Source organism: Sphingomonas sabuli (assembly GCF_014352855.1).
GTDB classification, from domain to species: Bacteria; Pseudomonadota; Alphaproteobacteria; order Sphingomonadales; family Sphingomonadaceae; genus Sphingomicrobium; species Sphingomicrobium sabuli.
This window is the reverse complement of sequence record NZ_CP060697.1, coordinates 1024866-1043677: the sequence shown is the minus strand read 5'-3', so window position 1 is coordinate 1043677 and position 18812 is coordinate 1024866. Positions and strand designations below refer to the sequence as shown.

Annotated in this window: 22 protein-coding genes; 16 read left to right on the top strand and 6 right to left on the bottom strand. The window is 65.4% G+C overall.

The window, feature by feature from the left end:
* The first annotated feature begins 18 nt into the window (after positions 1–18).
* From H8M03_RS05305 to H8M03_RS05295, 3 genes are read left to right on the top strand one after another with little or no spacing between them, the layout of a single operon-like run.
* A complete protein-coding gene (locus H8M03_RS05305; RefSeq protein WP_187480693.1) occupies positions 19–876 on the top strand; it encodes a c-type cytochrome in 858 nt (285 codons plus the stop codon).
* Positions 877–930: 54 nt separating this feature from the next.
* A complete protein-coding gene (locus H8M03_RS05300) occupies positions 931–1515 on the top strand; it encodes an NADPH-dependent FMN reductase (RefSeq protein ID WP_187480692.1) in 585 nt (194 codons plus the stop codon).
* 57 nt (positions 1516–1572) lie between these two features.
* Complete coding sequence (locus H8M03_RS05295) at positions 1573–1983, top strand: DoxX family protein (RefSeq protein ID WP_187480691.1); 411 nt, start codon at positions 1573–1575, stop codon at positions 1981–1983.
* On the opposite strand, the gene kynU is transcribed toward H8M03_RS05295, so the two are convergent.
* Together kynU and dcd are read right to left on the bottom strand one after the other, a co-directional pair.
* Positions 1976–3187: a kynureninase gene (kynU, locus tag H8M03_RS05290; protein WP_187480690.1), complete on the bottom strand. Its 1212-nt coding sequence runs from the start codon at positions 3185–3187 to the stop codon at positions 1976–1978. The two genes, H8M03_RS05295 and kynU, sit on opposite strands and share 8 nt — an antisense overlap.
* Positions 3184–3738 (bottom strand): dCTP deaminase, encoded by a 555-nt coding sequence (dcd, locus tag H8M03_RS05285; protein WP_187480689.1) that lies wholly within the window; start codon positions 3736–3738, stop codon positions 3184–3186. The genes kynU and dcd overlap by 4 nt, the downstream gene beginning before the upstream one ends.
* Before the next feature lie 164 nt (positions 3739–3902).
* On the opposite strand from dcd, the gene H8M03_RS05280 reads away from it, so the two are divergent.
* The 6 genes from H8M03_RS05280 to H8M03_RS05255 all read left to right on the top strand — a co-directional run bounded on the left by H8M03_RS05280 (position 3903) and on the right by H8M03_RS05255 (position 10628).
* Complete coding sequence (locus tag H8M03_RS05280; protein ID WP_187480688.1) at positions 3903–5393, top strand: replicative DNA helicase; 1491 nt, start codon at positions 3903–3905, stop codon at positions 5391–5393.
* Positions 5394–5458: 65 nt separating this feature from the next.
* Positions 5459–6868, top strand: a complete 1410-nt coding sequence (gene lpdA / locus H8M03_RS05275; RefSeq protein ID WP_187480687.1) for a dihydrolipoyl dehydrogenase — start codon at positions 5459–5461, stop codon at positions 6866–6868.
* A gap of 102 nt (positions 6869–6970) precedes the next feature.
* Positions 6971–7723 (top strand): hypothetical protein, encoded by a 753-nt coding sequence (locus H8M03_RS05270; RefSeq protein WP_187480686.1) that lies wholly within the window; start codon positions 6971–6973, stop codon positions 7721–7723.
* 58 nt (positions 7724–7781) lie between these two features.
* Entirely contained in the window at positions 7782–8987 is a 1206-nt protein-coding gene (locus tag H8M03_RS05265; protein WP_187480685.1) for a S41 family peptidase, read from the top strand.
* On the top strand, positions 8984–10276 hold the full coding sequence (locus H8M03_RS05260; protein WP_343070915.1) for a Xaa-Pro dipeptidase: 1293 nt from the start codon (positions 8984–8986) through the stop codon (positions 10274–10276). The genes H8M03_RS05265 and H8M03_RS05260 overlap by 4 nt, the downstream gene beginning before the upstream one ends.
* A gap of 79 nt (positions 10277–10355) precedes the next feature.
* Complete coding sequence (locus tag H8M03_RS05255) at positions 10356–10628, top strand: hypothetical protein (protein WP_187480684.1); 273 nt, start codon at positions 10356–10358, stop codon at positions 10626–10628.
* A 52-nt stretch (positions 10629–10680) separates the two neighbouring features.
* Here the strand turns inward: H8M03_RS05255 and H8M03_RS05250 are convergent, their stop codons facing one another.
* Positions 10681–10911: a hypothetical protein gene (locus tag H8M03_RS05250; RefSeq protein WP_187480683.1), complete on the bottom strand. Its 231-nt coding sequence runs from the start codon at positions 10909–10911 to the stop codon at positions 10681–10683.
* A gap of 179 nt (positions 10912–11090) precedes the next feature.
* Here H8M03_RS05250 and H8M03_RS05245 point away from each other — a divergent pair, with 179 nt between their 5' ends.
* Positions 11091–12011 (top strand): aminotransferase class IV, encoded by a 921-nt coding sequence (locus H8M03_RS05245; RefSeq protein ID WP_187480682.1) that lies wholly within the window; start codon positions 11091–11093, stop codon positions 12009–12011.
* Positions 12008–12736 (top strand): sulfotransferase, encoded by a 729-nt coding sequence (locus tag H8M03_RS05240; protein ID WP_222931903.1) that lies wholly within the window; start codon positions 12008–12010, stop codon positions 12734–12736. Before H8M03_RS05245 ends, H8M03_RS05240 begins: the two co-directional genes overlap by 4 nt.
* Before the next feature lie 3 nt (positions 12737–12739).
* On the opposite strand, the gene H8M03_RS05235 is transcribed toward H8M03_RS05240, so the two are convergent.
* The 3 genes from H8M03_RS05235 to H8M03_RS05225 form a co-directional block, all read right to left on the bottom strand.
* Positions 12740–12964 (bottom strand): hypothetical protein, encoded by a 225-nt coding sequence (locus H8M03_RS05235; protein WP_187480681.1) that lies wholly within the window; start codon positions 12962–12964, stop codon positions 12740–12742.
* Between the two features lie 61 nt (positions 12965–13025).
* Positions 13026–13349, bottom strand: a complete 324-nt coding sequence (locus H8M03_RS05230) for a hypothetical protein (RefSeq protein ID WP_187480680.1) — start codon at positions 13347–13349, stop codon at positions 13026–13028.
* A 3-nt stretch (positions 13350–13352) separates the two neighbouring features.
* Complete coding sequence (locus H8M03_RS05225) at positions 13353–13559, bottom strand: hypervirulence associated TUDOR domain-containing protein (RefSeq protein WP_187480679.1); 207 nt, start codon at positions 13557–13559, stop codon at positions 13353–13355.
* 132 nt (positions 13560–13691) lie between these two features.
* Here H8M03_RS05225 and H8M03_RS05220 point away from each other — a divergent pair, with 132 nt between their 5' ends.
* The 5 genes from H8M03_RS05220 (at position 13692) to tuf (ending at position 18667) form a co-directional block, all read left to right on the top strand.
* Positions 13692–14102, top strand: coding sequence for a zinc ribbon-containing protein (locus H8M03_RS05220; RefSeq protein ID WP_187480678.1), 411 nt, complete (start codon positions 13692–13694; stop codon positions 14100–14102).
* A 210-nt stretch (positions 14103–14312) separates the two neighbouring features.
* The gene (gene rpsL, locus H8M03_RS05215) at positions 14313–14684 is read left to right on the top strand and encodes a 30S ribosomal protein S12 (protein ID WP_028969180.1); all 372 of its coding nucleotides are present in this window, start codon (positions 14313–14315) and stop codon (positions 14682–14684) included.
* Positions 14685–14742: 58 nt separating this feature from the next.
* Positions 14743–15213, top strand: a complete 471-nt coding sequence (gene rpsG, locus H8M03_RS05210) for a 30S ribosomal protein S7 (protein WP_187480677.1) — start codon at positions 14743–14745, stop codon at positions 15211–15213.
* 98 nt (positions 15214–15311) lie between these two features.
* Positions 15312–17405, top strand: a complete 2094-nt coding sequence (fusA, locus tag H8M03_RS05205) for an elongation factor G (RefSeq protein ID WP_187480676.1) — start codon at positions 15312–15314, stop codon at positions 17403–17405.
* Positions 17406–17476: 71 nt separating this feature from the next.
* Positions 17477–18667, top strand: coding sequence for an elongation factor Tu (gene tuf, locus H8M03_RS05200; RefSeq protein WP_187480675.1), 1191 nt, complete (start codon positions 17477–17479; stop codon positions 18665–18667).
* The last annotated feature ends 145 nt before the right edge of the window (positions 18668–18812 follow it).

The following is an 18812-nucleotide window of genomic DNA, read 5'->3' as shown; positions in this document are numbered from 1 at the left end:
TCGAAGGGGGCTTGGACGATGGCAAAAGCTTTGCGCTGGTTGGCTTACGGTGTGGGCGGTTTGGTGGCGCTGCTGCTGGTCGCCGCCCTCGCTATATGGATATTGTCGGCGCGCGCTCTCGGCGCCCGCGTCGCTCCCGAGCCTTCGCGGCTGGCGGCACCGACCCCGGCCCAGTTGGCCGACGGCCCACGGCAGCTCAAGGTTCTCGGCTGTCTGTCGTGCCACGGCGACGGAATGCGGGGGAAGCTGTTCTTCGAAAAGCCGGGCATCGGGAAGATTTACGCGCCCAACGTCACGCTGGTCGCGGCGAAGGCCAGCGATGCCCAGCTCGAACACGCGCTGCGGCAGGGCATCGGGCATGACGGCCGGTCGCTGTTCATTATGCCGTCGACCACTTACCAGAGCCTGACCGACGCCGAGACCGCGGCGATTATCGCCGCGATCCGTGCCTTGCCCAAAGGCGGCAAGGCCACGCCGGCTAACGACTTCGGACCGCTGGCGCGCATCGGCATCGTCAACGGGAAGTTCCCGACTCAGCCGGCGCTGGTGAAGCAGTATCGGACGACGTCCTTGCCCCAGTTCGGTCCGCAGCACGCTCGTGGGCGGCACCTGGTCGCGACCCAGTGCGCCGATTGTCACGGGCCGTTGCTGGAGGGGAGAGAGGTCGAACCCGGCATGGTCTCGCCGGACCTTGCGATTGCTGGCGCCTATGACGCGGCGCAGTTTCGCACGTTGCTGCGCACCGGCGTGCCGCCAAGCGGCCGCAACCTCGGCCTGATGACGGAGATCGCGCGGACCGACACGCGCCACTATCGCGACGACGAGATCGATGCGATCCACGCCTATCTGGTGGAGCGCGCGAAGCGGGCGAATTGACGCCGCTCTGCAACCATCGGCGGCGCACCTCATTGACCCGGCAAGGAGACGGACATGGCCTATAAGATCGCAATCCTCGTCGGCAGCCTTCGCGAAGCGAGCATCAACCGCAAGGTTGCCCGCACGATCTGCGCGATCCGCGATGATGACCTGGATTGCGAGATGGTCGAGATCGGCCACCTGCCGCTGTACAACCAGGATTCCGACCAGGATCCGCCTACCGAATATGTCGACTTCCGGGAGAAAATCGCGGGCGCGGACGGTATTCTGTTCGTGTCGCCGGAATATAACCGCGGCATCCCCGGCGTGCTGAAGAATGCCATCGACATCGGCTCGCGGCCGTATGGGAAAAGCGTCTGGGACGGCAAACCGGCGGCGATCGTCACCGCGTCGCCCGGCGCCATCGGCGGGTTCGGCGCGAACCACCAGATCCGCCAGGCGGGCACTTTCCTCAACATGCCAATGATGCAGCAGCCCGAAGCCTATCTGGGCCACGTCACCGACGACAAGTTCGACGAGGACGGGCGACTGAAGGACGGTCCGCTGAAGGATTTCGTGACCAAGATAGCGCACGCCTTCCACGACTGGGTCGACGTCATCCACAAGGCGCGCGCCGCGCTGGCGGACGTCAAATCCTGACCTTGGCTTTGGCCGGCAAAGCGGACTAGGCTCCGCAATCACCGGCAGGAGCATCCAATGCAATTCACCTGGCTATCGCGTTACGAACCGCAATTGCTGTCGATCTTCCGGATCGTCGTCGGCTTGCTGTTCCTACAGCACGGCACGCAGAAATTCCTGTCGTTTCCGCCGGGCGAATATGCCGGGATGGGCCTGGCGATGGACAATCCGGCGGCCATTGCCGGGCTGATCGAACTGGTGTGCGGTCTGCTGGTAACGATCGGCCTATTCACCCGGCCGGCGGCGTTCCTCGCCTCGGGCACAATGGCTGCAGCCTATTGGATGGCGCACGCGCCGCAGAACCCGTTCCCGATTAACAATGGGGGCGATGCGGCCATCCTTTACTGCTTCGCCTTCCTCTACCTAGCCGCGGCGGGGGCTGGACCGTGGAGCGTCGACAACCGGCTGGAAGACAAGACGCCTAGGTGACCGCCTTGAGGTCGCGGAAGCGCGGCTCGTCATATTCACGCTTATCGAGGACCTGGCGCAGCGCATCTGCGGCGCGCCAGCAATCCTCGTACCGCGTGTAGAGCGGGGTAAAGCCGAAGCGCATCAGGTTGGGCTGGCGGAAATCACCGACCACGCCGCGCGCGATCAGCGCCTGCATGATCGCATAGGCCTCGTCATGAACCAGGCAGACGTGACTGCCGCGCTCCCCAAGGTCGGTTGGGCCGTGCAGCGGCAGCGCATCGCCCACCGCGTCGAGGAAAAAGCGGACCAGCGCCTGCGCCTTGGCCTCGACATCGGCCATGGCGATGCCTTCGAACGCCGCCAGCCCGGCGTCGAGCGCGGCCAGCGCGATCACCGACGGCGTGCCGGTGATGAACCGGGCGATGCCGTCTGCCGGCCGATAGTGGTCGGCAAAGGCGAAGGGGTCGGCGTGGCCCAGCCAGCCTTGCGGCTGCGGGTGCAACGCATCCTGCAGGTGGCTGGCGACGTAAAGGAAAGCCGGCGCCCCCGGGCCGCCGTTGAGATATTTGTAGCCGCAGCCAACGGCCAGTTCGCAGCCGTCGCGGTGGAGGCCGAGGGCAACCGCACCTGCACTGTGCGACAGGTCCCACACGGCCAACGCGCCGGCCGTGCGCGCGGCGGCGTTGATCGCCGCCATGTCGGCCCGCACGCCGCTGCGATAGTCGACGTGCGTCAGGGTCACGGCTGCCGTGTTCTTGCCGATGGCCTCGGCAAGGTCGGCAAGCGCCACCGTGCGCAGGTTCAGTCCAAGCATGTCGGCAAGCCCGCGTACGACGTAGCGATCGCTCGGGAAATTGCCTTCGACGGTCAGTATTTCGCTGCGCCCCTGCCGCGCCGCCACCGCCGCCGACAAAAGCTTGAACAGGCAGACCGAGGTGGAATCGGCGACCAGCAACTCGTCCGCGTTCGCCCCCACGATCGGCGCCAGCCGCGCCGCCACCCTCTTCGGCAGGTCGATCCAGCCATGATCGTTCCATCCGGCGATCAGGTCCTTGCCCCACTGGTCGAGGACAAGTGTGTCCACCCGCTCCGCCGTCGCCCTCGGCAGTGCGCCGAGCGAATTGCCGTCGAGGTAGGTCAGGCCTTCGGGGATGGAAAACCGATCGCGAGCGAAGGCCAGCGGGTCCACGCGGTCACGCGCCCGGGCGTCGTCCAGCGTCACAGCTTGGGCAGCGTCACGCCCTGCTGGCCCATATATTTGCCGGCGCGGTCGGCGTAGCTGACTTCACACGGCTCGTTGCCGGCCAGGAACAGGAACTGGCAGGCGCCTTCGTTGGCGTAAACCTTGGCCGGAAGCGGCGTGGTGTTGGAGAATTCCAGGGTCACATGGCCTTCCCAGCCGGGTTCCAGCGGGGTGACGTTGACGATGATTCCGCACCGCGCGTAGGTCGATTTGCCAAGGCAGATGACCAGCACGTCGCGCGGCACTCGGAAATATTCCACCGTCCGCGCCAGCGCGAAGCTGTTGGGCGGGATGATGCACACGTCGGTCTTGCGGTCGACGAAGCTGTTGGCGGCGAAATCCTTGGGGTCGACGATGGCATTGTCGACGTTGGTGAAAATCTTGAATTCGTCGGCGACCCGGGCGTCATAGCCATAGGACGACAGGCCGTAGCTGATGCAGCCGTCGCGCCGCTGGCTCTCGACGAAGGGCTCGATCATCGCGTGATCCTGCGCCTGCTCGCGAATCCAGCGGTCGGAAAGAATGGCCATGGTCGCGCTCGGTAACGCCACCCGCCGGGGCCAGCAATCGGGCGGGCGAGAAACTGTGGATTAGGATCGTCTATCGCGCGCGGTCACAGGTCCACAGAGATATCCCCAAGGTCCTTGTTTTGTTCTCGTTAGATATCGGCGTAGAATGACGGCACAGCATCGCCATGGCCGAACCTTTACGAATCATCGACGGCGCCGACACGCCGGCGCCCCCCTCGCTCCCCTCCAACGTCGAGGCGGAGGCCGGGCTGCTGGGTGCGTTGATGCTCGACAACCGGCTGGTCGAAGACGTCGGCATGCGCCTTCGCCCGCACCATTTCCACGAGGAGCTTCACGGCCGCATCTACGAAGCAATCCTCAGGCTGACCGACAAGAACATGGTCGCCAACCCGGTGACCCTGCGCCCGATGTTCGAGGCCGACGAGGCGATGAAGCAGGTCGGCGGGGCAGGGTATCTGGCCAGCCTGACGGGATCCGGTGCGACACTGATCGCGGCCAAGGACTTCGCCCAGCAAATCTATGATCTCGCATTGCTGCGCGCGCTGATCGGGGTCGGCCGCGACCTCGTCGAGAACGCGCTCGACACCAGCGAGGAAGTCGCTCCGCTGCAGCAGATCGAGCAGGCCGAGAGCGAATTGTACAAGGTTGCCGAGGAAGGCGGCGCGGAAGGCAAGGCGCGGTCATTCGCCGAAGCCGCGCGCGACGCCGTCGCCACCGCCGAAAAGGCGCTTAACAGCGGCGGTCACCTGTCGGGCATCACCACCGGGCTCGAAAGCCTCAACGCCAAGATCGGCGGGCTGCACAACAGCGACCTCGTCATCGTCGCCGGCCGGCCGGGGATGGGCAAGTCGGCGCTGGGCACCAACATGGCGTTCGCCGCGGCCCGGCGCTGGCTTCGCGATGTCGAGGACGGGATCGAGCCGGACAAGTCCGCCGGCGCGGCCGCGGCGCTGTTCAGCCTGGAAATGTCTGCCGACCAGCTGGCCACCCGTATCCTCGCCGAAACATCGGGCATCAGCTCCGAAAATTTGCGCATGGGCAAGATCAGCAAGCAGGAATTCAAGAGCCTCGCGCGCGCTGCCGCGGAGCTGGAAAGCCTGCCGCTGTACATCGACGATACGCCCGGCCTCACCATTGCCGCGCTGCGCGCCCGGGCCCGCCGGTTGAAGAGGCAGAAGGGCATCGGCCTGATCGTGGTCGACTATCTGCAGCTGCTCCAGGGAACGGGCCGCAACGGCAACGACAACCGGGTTAACGAAATTTCGGAGATCAGCCGCGGCCTCAAGACCCTGGCCAAGGAATTACAGGTCCCGGTGATCGCGCTGTCCCAGCTCAGCCGTGCGGTCGAGCAGCGCGAGGACAAGCGGCCGCAGCTTTCGGATCTGCGCGAATCCGGCTCGATCGAGCAGGACGCGGACATGGTGCTCTTCATCTACCGCGAGGAATATTACCTCGCCGCGTCCAAGCCGGAGGACGGCCACCCGGACCTGCCCGAATGGCAGGAAAAGATGGCCCGCGTGTACGAGCTGGCCGAGATCATCGTCGCCAAGCAAAGGCATGGCGCCACCGGCAAGGTTCGCGCCCGCTTCGAAAGCCGGATCACCAAGTTCACCGACCGCGCCGACGACGGCTATTTGCCGGAAGAGCGCGGCTAGCGCCGGGTTGCGATAGCTGGCCGAGCCGATAGAGGAACGGCCAGCAGCAACCGGAGCAAGCGCGCATGGCCGAGCAATATGATGTCATCGTCCTGGGATCGGGACCGGGCGGCTATGTCGCCGCAATCCGCGCCGCACAGCTTGGTCTGAAGACCGCCATCGTCGAGCGTGAATTGCTTGGCGGCATCTGCCTCAACTGGGGCTGCATCCCGACCAAGGCGCTGCTGCGCTCGGCCGAAATCTATCACTACATGCAGCACGCCAAGGACTACGGTCTGGCCGCGCAGGGCATTAGCGCGGACCTGGAGGCGGTGGTCAAGCGCAGCCGCGGCGTCGCCAAGCAATTGAACGCCGGCGTCACGCACCTGATGAAGAAGAACAAGATCGCGGTACATATGGGCACGGGCACGCTGACCGGCCCAACGTCGCTGACGGTGAAAGGCGAAAAGGGCGAGGAGAAACTCACCGCCAAGCACATCATCGTCGCCACCGGAGCGCGGGCCCGCGACCTGCCGTTCGCCAAGGCCGACGGCAAGCGTGTGTGGACCTATCGCCATGCGATGACTCCGCCCGAAATGCCCAAAAAGCTGCTGGTCATCGGCTCGGGCGCGATCGGCATCGAGTTCGCCAGTTTCTACAACGACATGGGTGCCGAGGTGACGGTCGTCGAAATGCTCGACCGCATCGTGCCGGTTGAAGACAAGGACGTATCCGTATTTCTTGAAAAGAGCCTGACCAAGCAGGGCATGACGATCATGACCGGGGCGGGGGTCGAGGCCCTTGAGGTCTCGGGCAGCGGCATCAAGGCGCGGATCAAGGCCAAGGACGGCAAGGTCGCGGAAAGCGACTTCACCCATTGCATCGTCGCCGTCGGTATCGTCCCCAACACCGAAGACATCGGGCTGGAAAAGCTGGTCGAGCTGGATCGCGGCTTCATCCAGATCGACGATTACGGGCGCACGAAGGCGAAGGGCTTGTGGGCCATCGGCGATTGCGTGCCCGGGCCGTGGCTTGCCCACAAGGCCAGTCACGAAGGCGTCACCGTGGCGGAAAGTATCGCCAGGGAGCTTGGAAACACGGACGTGCATCCGCACCCGCTGGACCGCAACAACATCCCCGGCTGTACCTATTGTCACCCGCAGATCGCATCCGTCGGCATGACGGAAGCGAAAGCCAGAGAGGCCGGCTATGAGGTCAAGGTCGGCACCTTCCCGTTCATCGGCAACGGCAAGGCAATCGCGCTGGGCGAGGCGGAAGGCTTCACCAAGACCGTGTTCGACGCCAAGACCGGGGAACTGCTCGGTGCCCACATGGTCGGGGCGGAAGTGACCGAGATGATCCAGGGCTATGTCGTCGGCAAGACGCTGGAAACGACCGAAGCCGAGCTGATGAACTCCATCTACCCGCACCCCACGATTTCGGAATCGATGCACGAAAGCGTGCTCGCTGCGTACGGACGCGTCATCCACATTTGATCGGCGTTAATCGCTTGATTAACGCAGGTTAGCATCGGAAACTCGGCGGATCGGGACTCGCGCGGCGTACCGGGCGAACCCGCTGAGCCACAGGAGTTTCGCATGCTTCGTTCCGCCTTGATCCTTGCCGCTGCAACCGCGCTCGTTCCCGCCGCCGCCTTCGCGCAGGCGGTCGTGCCGGTCCATTTCCCCGCAGGGCAGTCGGGGACCGAAATCACCGGCTCGATCAATGGCCAGGAATACAAGGACTATCGGATCAACCTGCGCGCCGGGCAGATGCTCAGCGTGCGCATGGCGACCGTCAGCGGCTCGCCCAACTTCAACGTGATGGAGCCGGGCCAGGCCGAGGTCGCCATCTACAACAGCTCGACCAGCGGCGAGACGATGGAAGTGCGCACAGCCAAGAGCGGCGACTATACGATCCGGGTCTACCAGATGCGCGCGTCCGGCCGCCGCGGCGAAGCGGCCGCCTATCGGCTGTCGGTGTCGGCAGGCGGCGGCGCCACGGCCACCCAGCTGCCGTCGCACCACGCACATGCGCCGGCGCACAGGTCCGCAGATGCACTGGTCGCTGGCACGCCCTACCACGCGGTGTCGACCGTTCCCTGTCGCACGGTGGAAGGTGGCGCGATGGGCAGCTGCAAGGCGGGCGTCATCCGCCGGCCGGGATCGGCGACTGTCCACCTCGACACGCCAGACGGCGGCGAACGCACCATCCTGTTCCGCGACGGCAAGGCCGTCAGCAGCGATTCCGCGGCCGGGCTCACGGTGGAGCGGCGCGGCGATACGAGCGTGATCCGCATCGGTACGGTCGAGGTTTACGAGGTGCCGGACGCCTTGCCCTTCGGCGGCTGATTCTGGACAGGCGGCGCGGCGGCGCTAAGCGAGGACTTCCGCTTTGTGAGGGGGTCCCATGCGCCGATTCGCGCTCGCCGCCGCCATCCTTGCTGCTGCTTCCCCAACCCTCTCGGCAGCGGCTGAACCCGCCGCCACTGCACAAGCCCCCACGGCGGCCGATTATGCCGCGGACGCCGTCGCCTTCGACAAGATCATCAGCGACAATTACGGGTATCAGGACCGGTGGCCGGGCGGCGTCCTGCCGGATTCTGACGCCTTGCGGACCGCGCGCGCAGCTGTCCACGACAAGCGTAGCCTGCTGCATTACGTCGAGGACCGGCTGGCGTCATTGGCCGACCACCACGCAATCGCCGGTAGCTCGTTCAAGGACAGCTGGGCGCTGGTTCCGACCTATTCTGACGTGTGGGTCGAACGGCAGGGTAAGGATTTCGTCATCACCGCCGTGCGTCCGGGCAGTCCCGCCGCAACCGCCGGAATTGCCGCGGGCGACCGGCTGACGGCCATTGGCGAGCAGCCCGTGGCGGACGCCGTGGAGGCCTATTGGGCCAAACTTGGTCTCGAGGTGGATGCGGAGCGAGCGGTGTACGCTGCGCAAGTCCTCGCCGCCGGCCGTCGCGACCGCGCCCGCGACCTGACCGTCGCCCGGGGATCGGCCAGCCGGCGGCTGACCTTGCCCAGCCTGTACACCGTCAAGCTCGACCGCCCGCCGCTGTCGATCGCGACCGAAGCCGGCGGAGCGACGGTCATCCGGATCAACAATTCGCTGGGCGATCAGGCGACGATCGCCGCCTTCGACGCGGCGATGGCCGCACTCCCGCCCCGTGCGCCAGTCGTGATCGACATCGCCGACACGCCGAGCGGCGGCAACACCAGCATTGCGAGGGCCATCATGGGCTGGTTCGTCGACCGTCCCCGCGACTATCAGGTCCACCGACTGCCAGCGGAGGAGCGCCAGACCGGCATCCCGCGTCAGTGGGTCGAGCAGGTGCTGCCGCGTGCGGGCAAGCATCACGCCGTCCTTCCGACCGTGCGCGTCGGCCGGTGGACAGGCAGCATGGGGGAAGGGCTGGCGATCGGCTTCGCGGCGCTCGGCGCGCCGGTAACCGGAACGCCAATGGCGCGCCTGCGCGGTGCGGTCTACGATTTCACCTTGCCCGCCAGCGGATTGGTCGTGAAGCTGCCGGTGGAACGCCTGTATTCGATTGACGGCCGACCGCGCGAGGATTTCGTGCCGGCGGCCCTGGGGGAGAAGACGTCGTGATCAAGCGCCTGCTGGCCGCCGCTGCGGCCGTGATGACCGTTGCGCCGCCGGCCGGCGCAGCGACGCTGGTGACCGCCGACCGGATGCTCGACGTGCGCACCGGCCGCTATGTCGCCAATCCCGCGATCCTTATCGGCGACGATGGAATGATCGTCGCCATCGGCACGGCCGGCGCGTTGACCGCCCCGGCCAATGCTACGCAAATCAACATGCCCGGCAAGACCATTCTCCCCGGCCTGATCGACATGCACACGCACCTTGGCCCGGCGGATATCGGCGGCTACCGATTCCTGGAATATACCGACAGTTTCTGGCCGATCGTCGCCACCGGCACCGCGCGCGACATGCTCGACGGCGGCTTCACCACCATGCGCGTCGTCGGTTCGGCCGACTGGATGGACGTCGGGCTGAAGCAGGCGGTGGAGGCGGGCTACGTCGTTGGCCCGCGGATCGTCCCGGCGGGCCATGCGCTCGGCGCCACCGGCGGGCATTGCGACGACACCTATCTTCCGCCCAGCCTGCAGAAATCGGTCAAGGAAGAGGGCATTGGCGACAGCCCGGACGAGCTGAAATATCAGGTCCGCAGGCAGCGCAAGTTCGGCGCCGAAGTGATCAAGGTGTGCGCCACCGGCGGCGTCTTTTCGCGCGGCGACACGCCCGGTCAGCAGCAGCTGACCGAGGATGAATTGCGGGCCATAGCTGATGAAGCGCACATGCAGGGGATGCGTGTGGCCGCCCACGCGCATGGCGCATCGGGCATCAATGCCGCGATCCGCGCCGGGATCGACACGATCGAACATGCCAGCCTGCTCGACGATGAAAGCATCCGCCTGGCCAAGGCGCGCAAGCGGCCGGTGTGGTTCGCGATGGATATCAAGAACACCGACTATACGCAGGCGGAAGGCGCCAAGAACGGCACCTTGCCCGAAAACATCCGCAAGGACCGCGAGATCGGCCAGCTGCAGCGGGACAATTTCCGCAAGGCGCACCTGGCCGGCGTGCCGATGGTGTTCGCGTCCGACGCCGGCGTGATGCCGCACGCGATGGTACCGCAGCAGTTCCGGACAATGGTCGAATATGGAATGACCCCCTTGCAGGCGATCCAGTCGGCCACGGTCAATGCTGCGGCGGCGCTGGGCCGGAACGACGTCGGGCAAATCGCGCAGGGCGCCTATGGCGACCTTGTCGCCGTCACCGGCGACCCGACCGCCGACATCAGCGTGCTCGAACGGGTCGAGGCGGTGATCAAGGGCGGGAAGTTGGTCTCGGCGGCCGGGGACCGGCGCTAGGCCAGTCGCGGATCAGGAACGCTGTCGCCGTTGCGCGGTTGACGCCACAGGATCATCGGCGAGGGACAGGATGCGCAGCGTGGGTTTGAGATTTCTGGCGGTGGCGCTTGTCGCGGGGCTTGCGGGATGCAGCCAGGACGACGGCAACATGATGGCGTCGGGCGGCGACGGAACGGCGAGCGTTGACGTCAACGCGGCGCTCGGGCCGGAACCGGTAGCGGAGGACGTAGGCAATCTCGACTCCAATGCGGTGACCGCTGACAATGCGACCGGCAATGCGGTCGACAATGCCGCCGCCGAAAACGAAGCCGACGGCAACGCCGCTCTCACCAACGACGCCGCCGCCGACTAGCCGGGTTGGGCGGCACCGGCCTCGTCCGAGCCGGCACCGCCCATAAGCGAAATCAGGCCTTGAGCTGGTCGACGTCGACGCGCTCGCGGGCCCATTCCCGCTTGGTCTTGCAAGCACTTTTCTCGAGCCGGCTGCCCGTCGTCTTTTCATAGGTCAGGCAATAGACCGTCTCCTTTTGCGGGGCCGCCGACGGCCCTTTCGCGGTGCGAGGAGCGGCTACCGGAGCAGCAGCGGCGGAGGTGGCGACCAGCAGCGCAACGGCTGCCGTCAGGGACTTGATCATCAGGCGGTCCTTTCGTTTACGACGATCGGAAGATGGGCCGGTCCGCAGCGCCCCGCGAGCCGGCATCGACCGGACGGAGGGCGCCGTCGACAAGGTCCCTTTGCCGGTTCGCGCCGCCCATTAGTCGTTCGTCGAACGCGGCGGCTTGCGCGCGGGCGCGGCACCTCGCAGAACGCGTCATGGCTCAATCGCTTCACGACGTGTCCGACCAGCGCAATGCGTCGATCCTGATCAACATCAACGGCGACCTCAAACCGCGCGCCGAAGCGATGGTGTCGGTGTTCGATTCCGGCTTCATGCTTGGCGACGGCGTGTGGGAAGGCCTGCGCGTGCATGGCGGCAGGATCGCGTTCCTCGACCGCCATCTCGACCGCCTGTTCGAAGGGGCCAAGGCGATTGCGCTGGACATTGGCCTTTCGCCGGATGCGCTGGCTCGTCGGCTGTACGAAACGCTCGACGCCAACGGCATGGACGAGGGCGTGCACATCCGGCTGATGGTGACGCGCGGGCTGCGCTCGACACCCTATCAGGACCCACGCGTCGTGGTGTCCGGGGCGACCGTCGTGATCGTGCCCGAATATAAGGAGCCGCCGGCCGGCATTCACGAGCGCGGGCTCAAGCTGTTCACGGTCCACGTGCGGCGCGGCGATCCGGCGGTGCAGGATCCCAAGCTCAATTCGCACAGCAAGCTCAACTGCATCACCGCCTGCATCCAGGCGATCGAAGCGGGCGCGGACGAAGGGTTGATGCTCGACCCGCACGGCTTCGTCGCGACCTGCAATTCCACCCACTTTTTCATCGTCCGCAAAGGCGAAGTCTGGACGTCGAGCGGCAAATATTGCCTTGGCGGCATCACCCGCGGGCTGGCGCTGGAGGTGGCGGGGGAAGCGGGCATCCCGGCGATCGAAAAGGACTTCTCGCTGACCGATGTCTACGGCGCGGACGAGGCATTCGTCACCGGCACCTTCGCCGGTATCGTCCCGGTGCGGTCGGTCGACGGGCGCGTGCTGAGCGAACAGCGCGGGCCCATGGTCGAGCGGCTGCAGGCCCTGTACCGCGACCGGGTCGAGCGCGACGTGGCGGAGCAACGGCGCCCGTGACCTTCCGCATCGCCATGTGGTCGGGTCCGCGAAACCTGTCCACGGCGATGATGCGCAGCTTCGGCAGCCGGTCCGACACCTTCGTCTCCGACGAGCCCTTCTACGGGTGCTTCCTCAAGCAGACCGGCGCGGATCACCCGATGCGCGAAGCGGTCATCGAATCCATGGACTGCGATTGGCATGGCGTCATGCGGACCCTGTCCGGCGATGCGCCGGACGGCGCGCCGATCTGGTACCAGAAGCACATGTGGCACATGATGACCGGGCCAGTCGGCTACGACGATTTCGCCGGTTTCCACCATGCGTTCCTGATCCGTGAGCCCGAACGGATGATTGCTTCCTATCTGAAGAAGCGGGAGGCCGCGCGCTTCGAGGATTTCGGACTGGAGCAGCAAGCGGAATTCTTCGAGCGCGAGTCCGACCGCCTGGGTCGCGCGCCGCCGGTGGTCGACGCGGCCGACGTTCTTGCCGATCCCGAGGGCGTGCTGTCCCGGCTTTGCGAAACGCTTGGCATACCCTGGGACGAGGCGATGCTGCGCTGGGCACCGGGCCGCCGCGAAACGGACGGGGTTTGGGCGTCGCACTGGTATGGCGCGGTCGAAAGAAGCACCGGGTTCGGCAAGCCCGAAGAGGGCGCGGCGGACCTAGATGACGGGGACCGCGATTTGGCGGACCGCATTCGGCCCTATTACGAGCGGCTGGCGGCGCACCGCCTGACCGCCTGACCGTTAGCCGATGATCTTGACGCCGTCCTCGGCCCATACCGCGTCGAGATCGATCTCGTCCGCATACCATTGCTCGCGCGTCTGGCACATGATGCTGCCGATGCGCGTGCCGGTGATCGGCTCCATCTTCAGACAGTAGAGCGCGCCGGGCGGGGCCTGTGGCGCCTGCGCAAGAGCCGGCGAAGCCACCGCCAAGCCGAGGAAAAGGATCGTCACCATGCGGGTCATGCCGGGTCTCCTTCGCTGATCCGTCGCTTCTACGCGCATCCGAGCGGGAGCGCGAGCCGGTTCAATCCTCGTCGAGCGCCTTGCGCTGCTTGCCGACCCATTCCTTGCCTTCCTCGCCGCCCCACAGCAGCCAGGCGATGTAGCCGGCGCTCGGATCGCTGTCGGATCCCCACACCTTGCTGGTGGTGTTCTTGTCCACTTCGTGCCGCGCGAAATAACTGTACATCGACTTGATATCGCGCGGGTTGAGGTCCTTGCGGTCCGCCAGCTGGTGGGCCCGCTTGACCCCGACCTCGGTACCGCCGCGGTTGAACCTGGCGCGCAGTTCCAGCCCATGCCTGGCGTTCTTCGCCATCGCGGCGGTCGGTTTGAACTTGGTCGCCATCGGCTATTCGCGGGTCAGCGCTTCGGCCTTGTGGGCGGCGCGCTTGCCGTCCTCGGTCTCCACGATGAATTGCGGATTGTCCTTGCTCGCTGCGACCTTGTGACCCTTGATATGGGTCTCGCTGGTTTGCTTTTTGACGACCTTCCCATGCGCTTCGCCGCCGTGGCTGTTCCACTTCACCTTGTCGCCGCGTGACAGATTCTGGGCCATCTTGCTTCTCCTTTTGGGGCGAACGACGATCCGCCCCGAAGGTGCCGACTGGTGGCCGAAAGTCTGTATCAGCCGACACCCTAGCAAATTCCCTATCTGTGTGTTATATGAATAAGACACTGGAGGTAGGCCGTGGACAAGGAACGTTACGAGGAAGTGCGCCGGTCGATGGATCAGGCGCGAGAGGATTTCCGCCAGGCGATGGAGCATGCGCGCGATGCGATGCGCGTCGCCATGGACGCCGCGCGGGAGGAAATGCAATCCGCCAGCGAGCGGATGCGGGCGGATATGGAGCAGGCGCGCGAACACATGCGCGCCGGGCTGGAGGATGTCCGCCGTGAGTTCGACGAGGCGCGCCGGCGCGGCGAGAGCGGCGAGGGCGGCGCACCGCCGCGCCCGCCACGGCCGCCGCGGCCGCCCCGTGCGCCGCGCCCGCCACGCGCGCCCCGACCGCCCCGGTCCGGCGGCGGCGCTGCCGCTGCGGCGCGAAGCAAGCCCAAGCCCGGCCCCACCCGCGGCGGAGCGCAAGCGCCGGTCGATTGATCGCGCGAGCCGTTGACGGTCGGGGGCTGCATGGCTATGTGGCCGCCCGTCCCCGCGACCTCTTTTCAAGATTCGCGTGCGGGCAAAGAGCTGAACATTGCTCGACACTGCGCGTCGCCAGGCGGCCCTAATGGCTGCACAGGCTCCGCGCTTTTTTCGTTGGGCAAAGTAACCGCCGGGTTTGCCGGCAAGCAAAAGGTGAAGGGCTTCATGCCGACGATTAACCAGCTGATCCGCAAGGGTCGCGAACCGCAGAAGGCCAAGTCCAAGGTCCCTGCGATGGAGCAGAACCCGCAGAAGCGCGGCGTCTGCACCCGTGTCTATACGACGACCCCGAAGAAGCCGAACTCGGCGTTGCGCAAGGTGGCCAAGGTCCGCCTGACCAACCAGCGCGAAGTGATCAGCTACATCCCGGGCGAAGGCCACAACCTCCAGGAACACAGCGTCGTGCTGATCCGTGGCGGCCGTGTCCGCGACCTTCCGGGTGTGCGCTATCACGTGCTTCGCGGCGTGCTCGACACCCAGGGTGTCAAGGACCGCAGGCAGTCCCGTTCGAAGTATGGCGCCAAGCGTCCGAAGTAATCTGACGAGTAAGCCCCGGGACCATCCCGGACCAGGCTGAAGAGAAAGGAACACCATCATGTCCCGTCGTCGCCGCCCAGAAAAGCGCGAGATCCTGCCCGATCCCCGGTTCGGGGACATCGTCCTGTCGAAGTTCATGAATTCGGTCATGCTCGACGGCAAGAAGTCGGTTGCCGAAGGCATCGTCTATGGCGCCCTCGACACCGTCGAAGCGCGCCTGAAGAAAGAGCCGCTGTCGGTTTTCCACGACGCCCTCAACAACGTGAAGCCGGGCATCGAAGTCCGCTCGCGGCGTGTTGGCGGTGCCACCTATCAGGTGCCGGTCGAAGTCCGCCCGGAACGCGCCCAGGCGCTGGCCATCCGCTGGCTCATCTCGGCCGCCCGCGCGCGCGCCGAAAAGACCATGGCCGGCCGCTTGTCGGGCGAGCTGATGGACGCATCGCAGAACCGCGGCAACGCGGTGAAGAAGCGCGAAGACACGCACCGCATGGCCGAAGCGAACCGCGCTTTCAGCCACTACCGCTGGTAAATTTTTCGTCGGCCGGTGCCGGGTGGCACTGGCGGCGATCGTACCTATATCGGGGTCAGCCGGGTCCGCCGGCTCCCCAAATCGCTAAGGAATAGACAATGGCCCGCAGCCATCCGCTCGAACGCTACCGCAATATCGGCATCATGGCCCACATCGATGCCGGCAAGACGACGACGACCGAGCGCATCCTCTATTACACCGGCAAGTCCTACAAGATCGGCGAAGTCCACGAAGGCTCTGCGACCATGGACTGGATGGAGCAGGAGCAGGAGCGCGGGATCACCATCACCTCCGCCGCGACCACGACCTTCTGGAAGGCCGAGGACGGCGAGGGCCCCGAACACCGCATCAACATTATCGACACGCCCGGCCACGTCGACTTCACCATCGAAGTCGAACGCTCGCTGCGCGTGCTCGACGGCGCGGTTGCCGTGTTCGACGGCGTTGCCGGCGTGGAGCCGCAGTCGGAGACCGTGTGGCGCCAGGCCGACAAGTACGGCGTGCCGCGCATGTGCTTCATCAACAAGCTCGACCGCACCGGCGCCGATTTCTATTTCTGCGTCCAGTCGATCATCGACCGACTTGGCGCCAAGCCGCTGGTCCTGACCCTGCCGATCGGCGCGGAAAGCGACCTCAAGGGCATCGTCGACCTGGTCGGCAACCGCGGCATCGTCTGGCAGGACGAAAGCCTTGGCGCGAAGTTCGACTATGTCGACATCCCCGACGACCTCAAGGACAAGGCGGCGGAATATCGCCACCAGCTGCTCGAGACCGTCGTCGAGCAGGATGATGACGTGATGATGGCCTACCTCGAAGGCGAGGAGCCGGACACCGCGACGCTCAAGAAGCTCATCCGCAAGGGCACGCTGGACCGCGCCTTCGTGCCGGTGCTGTGCGGCTCCGCGTTCAAGAACAAGGGCGTTCAGCCGCTGCTCGACGCCGTCGTCGATTACATGCCGAGCCCGCTCGACGTGCCGGCGATCAAGGGCGTCAAGCCCGACACCGACATCGAAGATTCGCGTCCGGCCGACGACAGTGCGCCGTTCTCGGCGCTGGCGTTCAAGATCATGAACGACCCGTTCGTCGGTTCGCTGACCTTCGCCCGCATCTATTCGGGCAAGCTGAGCAAGGGGTCCTACCTCAACTCGGTCAAGGACAAGGACGAAAAGATCGGCCGCATGCTGCTGATGCATGCCAACAGCCGTGAAGACATCGACGAAGCGTTCGCCGGCGACATCGTTGCGCTCGCGGGGCTAAAGGAAACCACCACCGGGGACACGCTGTGCGCCAAGAACGCGCCGATCGTTCTCGAGCGGATGGAATTCCCCGACCCGGTCATCGAACTCAGCGTCGAACCGAAGACCAAGGCCGACCAGGAAAAGATGGGCGTCGCGCTCAACCGCCTGGCCGCCGAGGATCCGAGCTTCCGCGTGTCGACCGACCATGAATCGGGCCAGACGATCATCAAGGGCATGGGCGAGCTTCACCTCGACATCCTGGTCGACCGAATGAAGCGCGAGTTTAAGGTCGACGCCAACGTCGGCGCGCCGCAGGTCGCTTATCGTGAATCGCTCGCGAAGCCGGTCGAGCTGACCTACACCCACAAGAAGCAGTCGGGCGGCTCCGGCCAGTTCGGCGAGGTCAAGGTCGCGCTGGAACCGGGCGAGCGTGGCACCGGCATCGAATTCCTCGACGAGATCAAGGGCGGCAACATCCCGCGCGAATATATCCCGTCGGTGGAAAAGGGCATGCGCGAGACCGCCGAGACCGGTTCGCTGATCGGCTTCCCGATCATCGACTTCCGGATCCGGCTGATCGACGGCAAATACCATGACGTCGACTCTTCGGCTCTTGCGTTCGAGATCACCGGGCGCGGCGCGATGCGCGAAGCGGCCCAGCGGGCCGGCATCAAGCTGCTCGAACCGGTGATGAAGGTGGAAGTCGTGACCCCCGAGGATTATCTCGGCGACGTGATCGGCGACCTGAACTCCCGCCGTGGGCAGATCCAGGGCACCGACAGCCGGGGCAATGCCCAGGTGGTCGAGGCGATGGTCCCGCTCGCGAACATGTTCGGTTATGTGAACCAGCTTCGCTCTTTCACCCAGGGACGGGCGCAATATACGATGCAGTTCTCCCACTATGAGGAAGTGCCGCAGAACGTCGCCGACGAGGTGAAGGCGAAGCTGGCATAACGGCAATTTTGTAGCTATGGGCGCGCTCGCACAGGGCGGGCCGCCCGAATTCAACACAGAAGAGGCGTAAAATGGCGAAGGCGAAATTCGAGCGGAACAAGCCGCACGTTAACATCGGCACCATCGGTCACGTTGACCACGGCAAGACGTCGCTGACCGCGGCGATCACCAAGGTGCTGGCAGAAACCTCGGGCGGAACGGCTGTCGATTTCGCCAACATCGACAAGGCGCCGGAAGAGCGCGAGCGCGGCATCACCATTTCGACCGCACACGTCGAATATGAAACCGAAGCGCGTCACTATGCGCACGTCGATTGCCCGGGCCACGCCGACTATGTGAAGAACATGATCACGGGCGCCGCGCAGATGGACGGCGCGATCCTGGTCGTGTCGGCTGCCGACGGCCCGATGCCGCAGACCAAGGAGCACATCCTGCTCGCCAAGCAGGTTGGCGTTCCGACCATGGTCGTCTTTCTCAACAAGGTCGACCAGGTTGACGATCCCGAGCTGCTCGAGCTCGTCGAGCTGGAAATCCGCGAAGAGCTTTCCAAGCGCGAATTCGACGGCGACAACATTCCGATCGTCGCCGGCTCGGCGCTTGCCGCTCTGGAAGACAGCAACAAGGAAATCGGCCACGAAGCCATCCTCAAGCTGATGAAGGCGGTCGACGACTGGATCCCGACTCCGGAACGCCCGCTCGACAAGCCGTTCCTTATGCCGATCGAAGACGTGTTCTCGATCTCGGGTCGCGGCACGGTCGTCACCGGCCGCGTCGAAACCGGCATCGTCAAGGTTGGCGAAGAAGTCGAAATCGTCGGCATCAAGGACACCACCAAGACGGTCGTGACCGGCGTCGAAATGTTCCGCAAGCTGCTTGACCAGGGTCAAGCCGGCGACAACATCGGCGCTCTGATCCGCGGCGTCGGCCGTGAAGAAGTCGAGCGTGGCCAGGTTCTGGCCAAGCCGGGTTCGATCACGCCGCACACCGACTTCCAGGCCGAAGTCTACGTGCTGTCGAAGGACGAGGGCGGCCGTCACACGCCGTTCTTCGCCAACTATCGTCCGCAGTTCTACTTCCGCACGACCGACGTGACGGGCGAAGTGCAGCTGCCGGAAGGCACCGAGATGGTCATGCCGGGCGACAACGTCACCATCGGCGTGAAGCTGATCGCTCCGATCGCGATGGATCAGGGCCTCCGCTTCGCCATCCGCGAAGGCGGCCGCACCGTCGGCGCCGGCGTGGTGGGCAACATCACCAAGTAAGTCTCACGCGCCCTCGGGTGCGGACTTGAAAAGGGCCCGGTGCTTCCTAGGAGGCACCGGGCCTTTTTCTTTGCCCGTCAAGCGTGATGGCAGGAAATCGGTTCGGTCGGCCCTTGGCTCACCAGCCGTAAGAGCCACGGGCTCT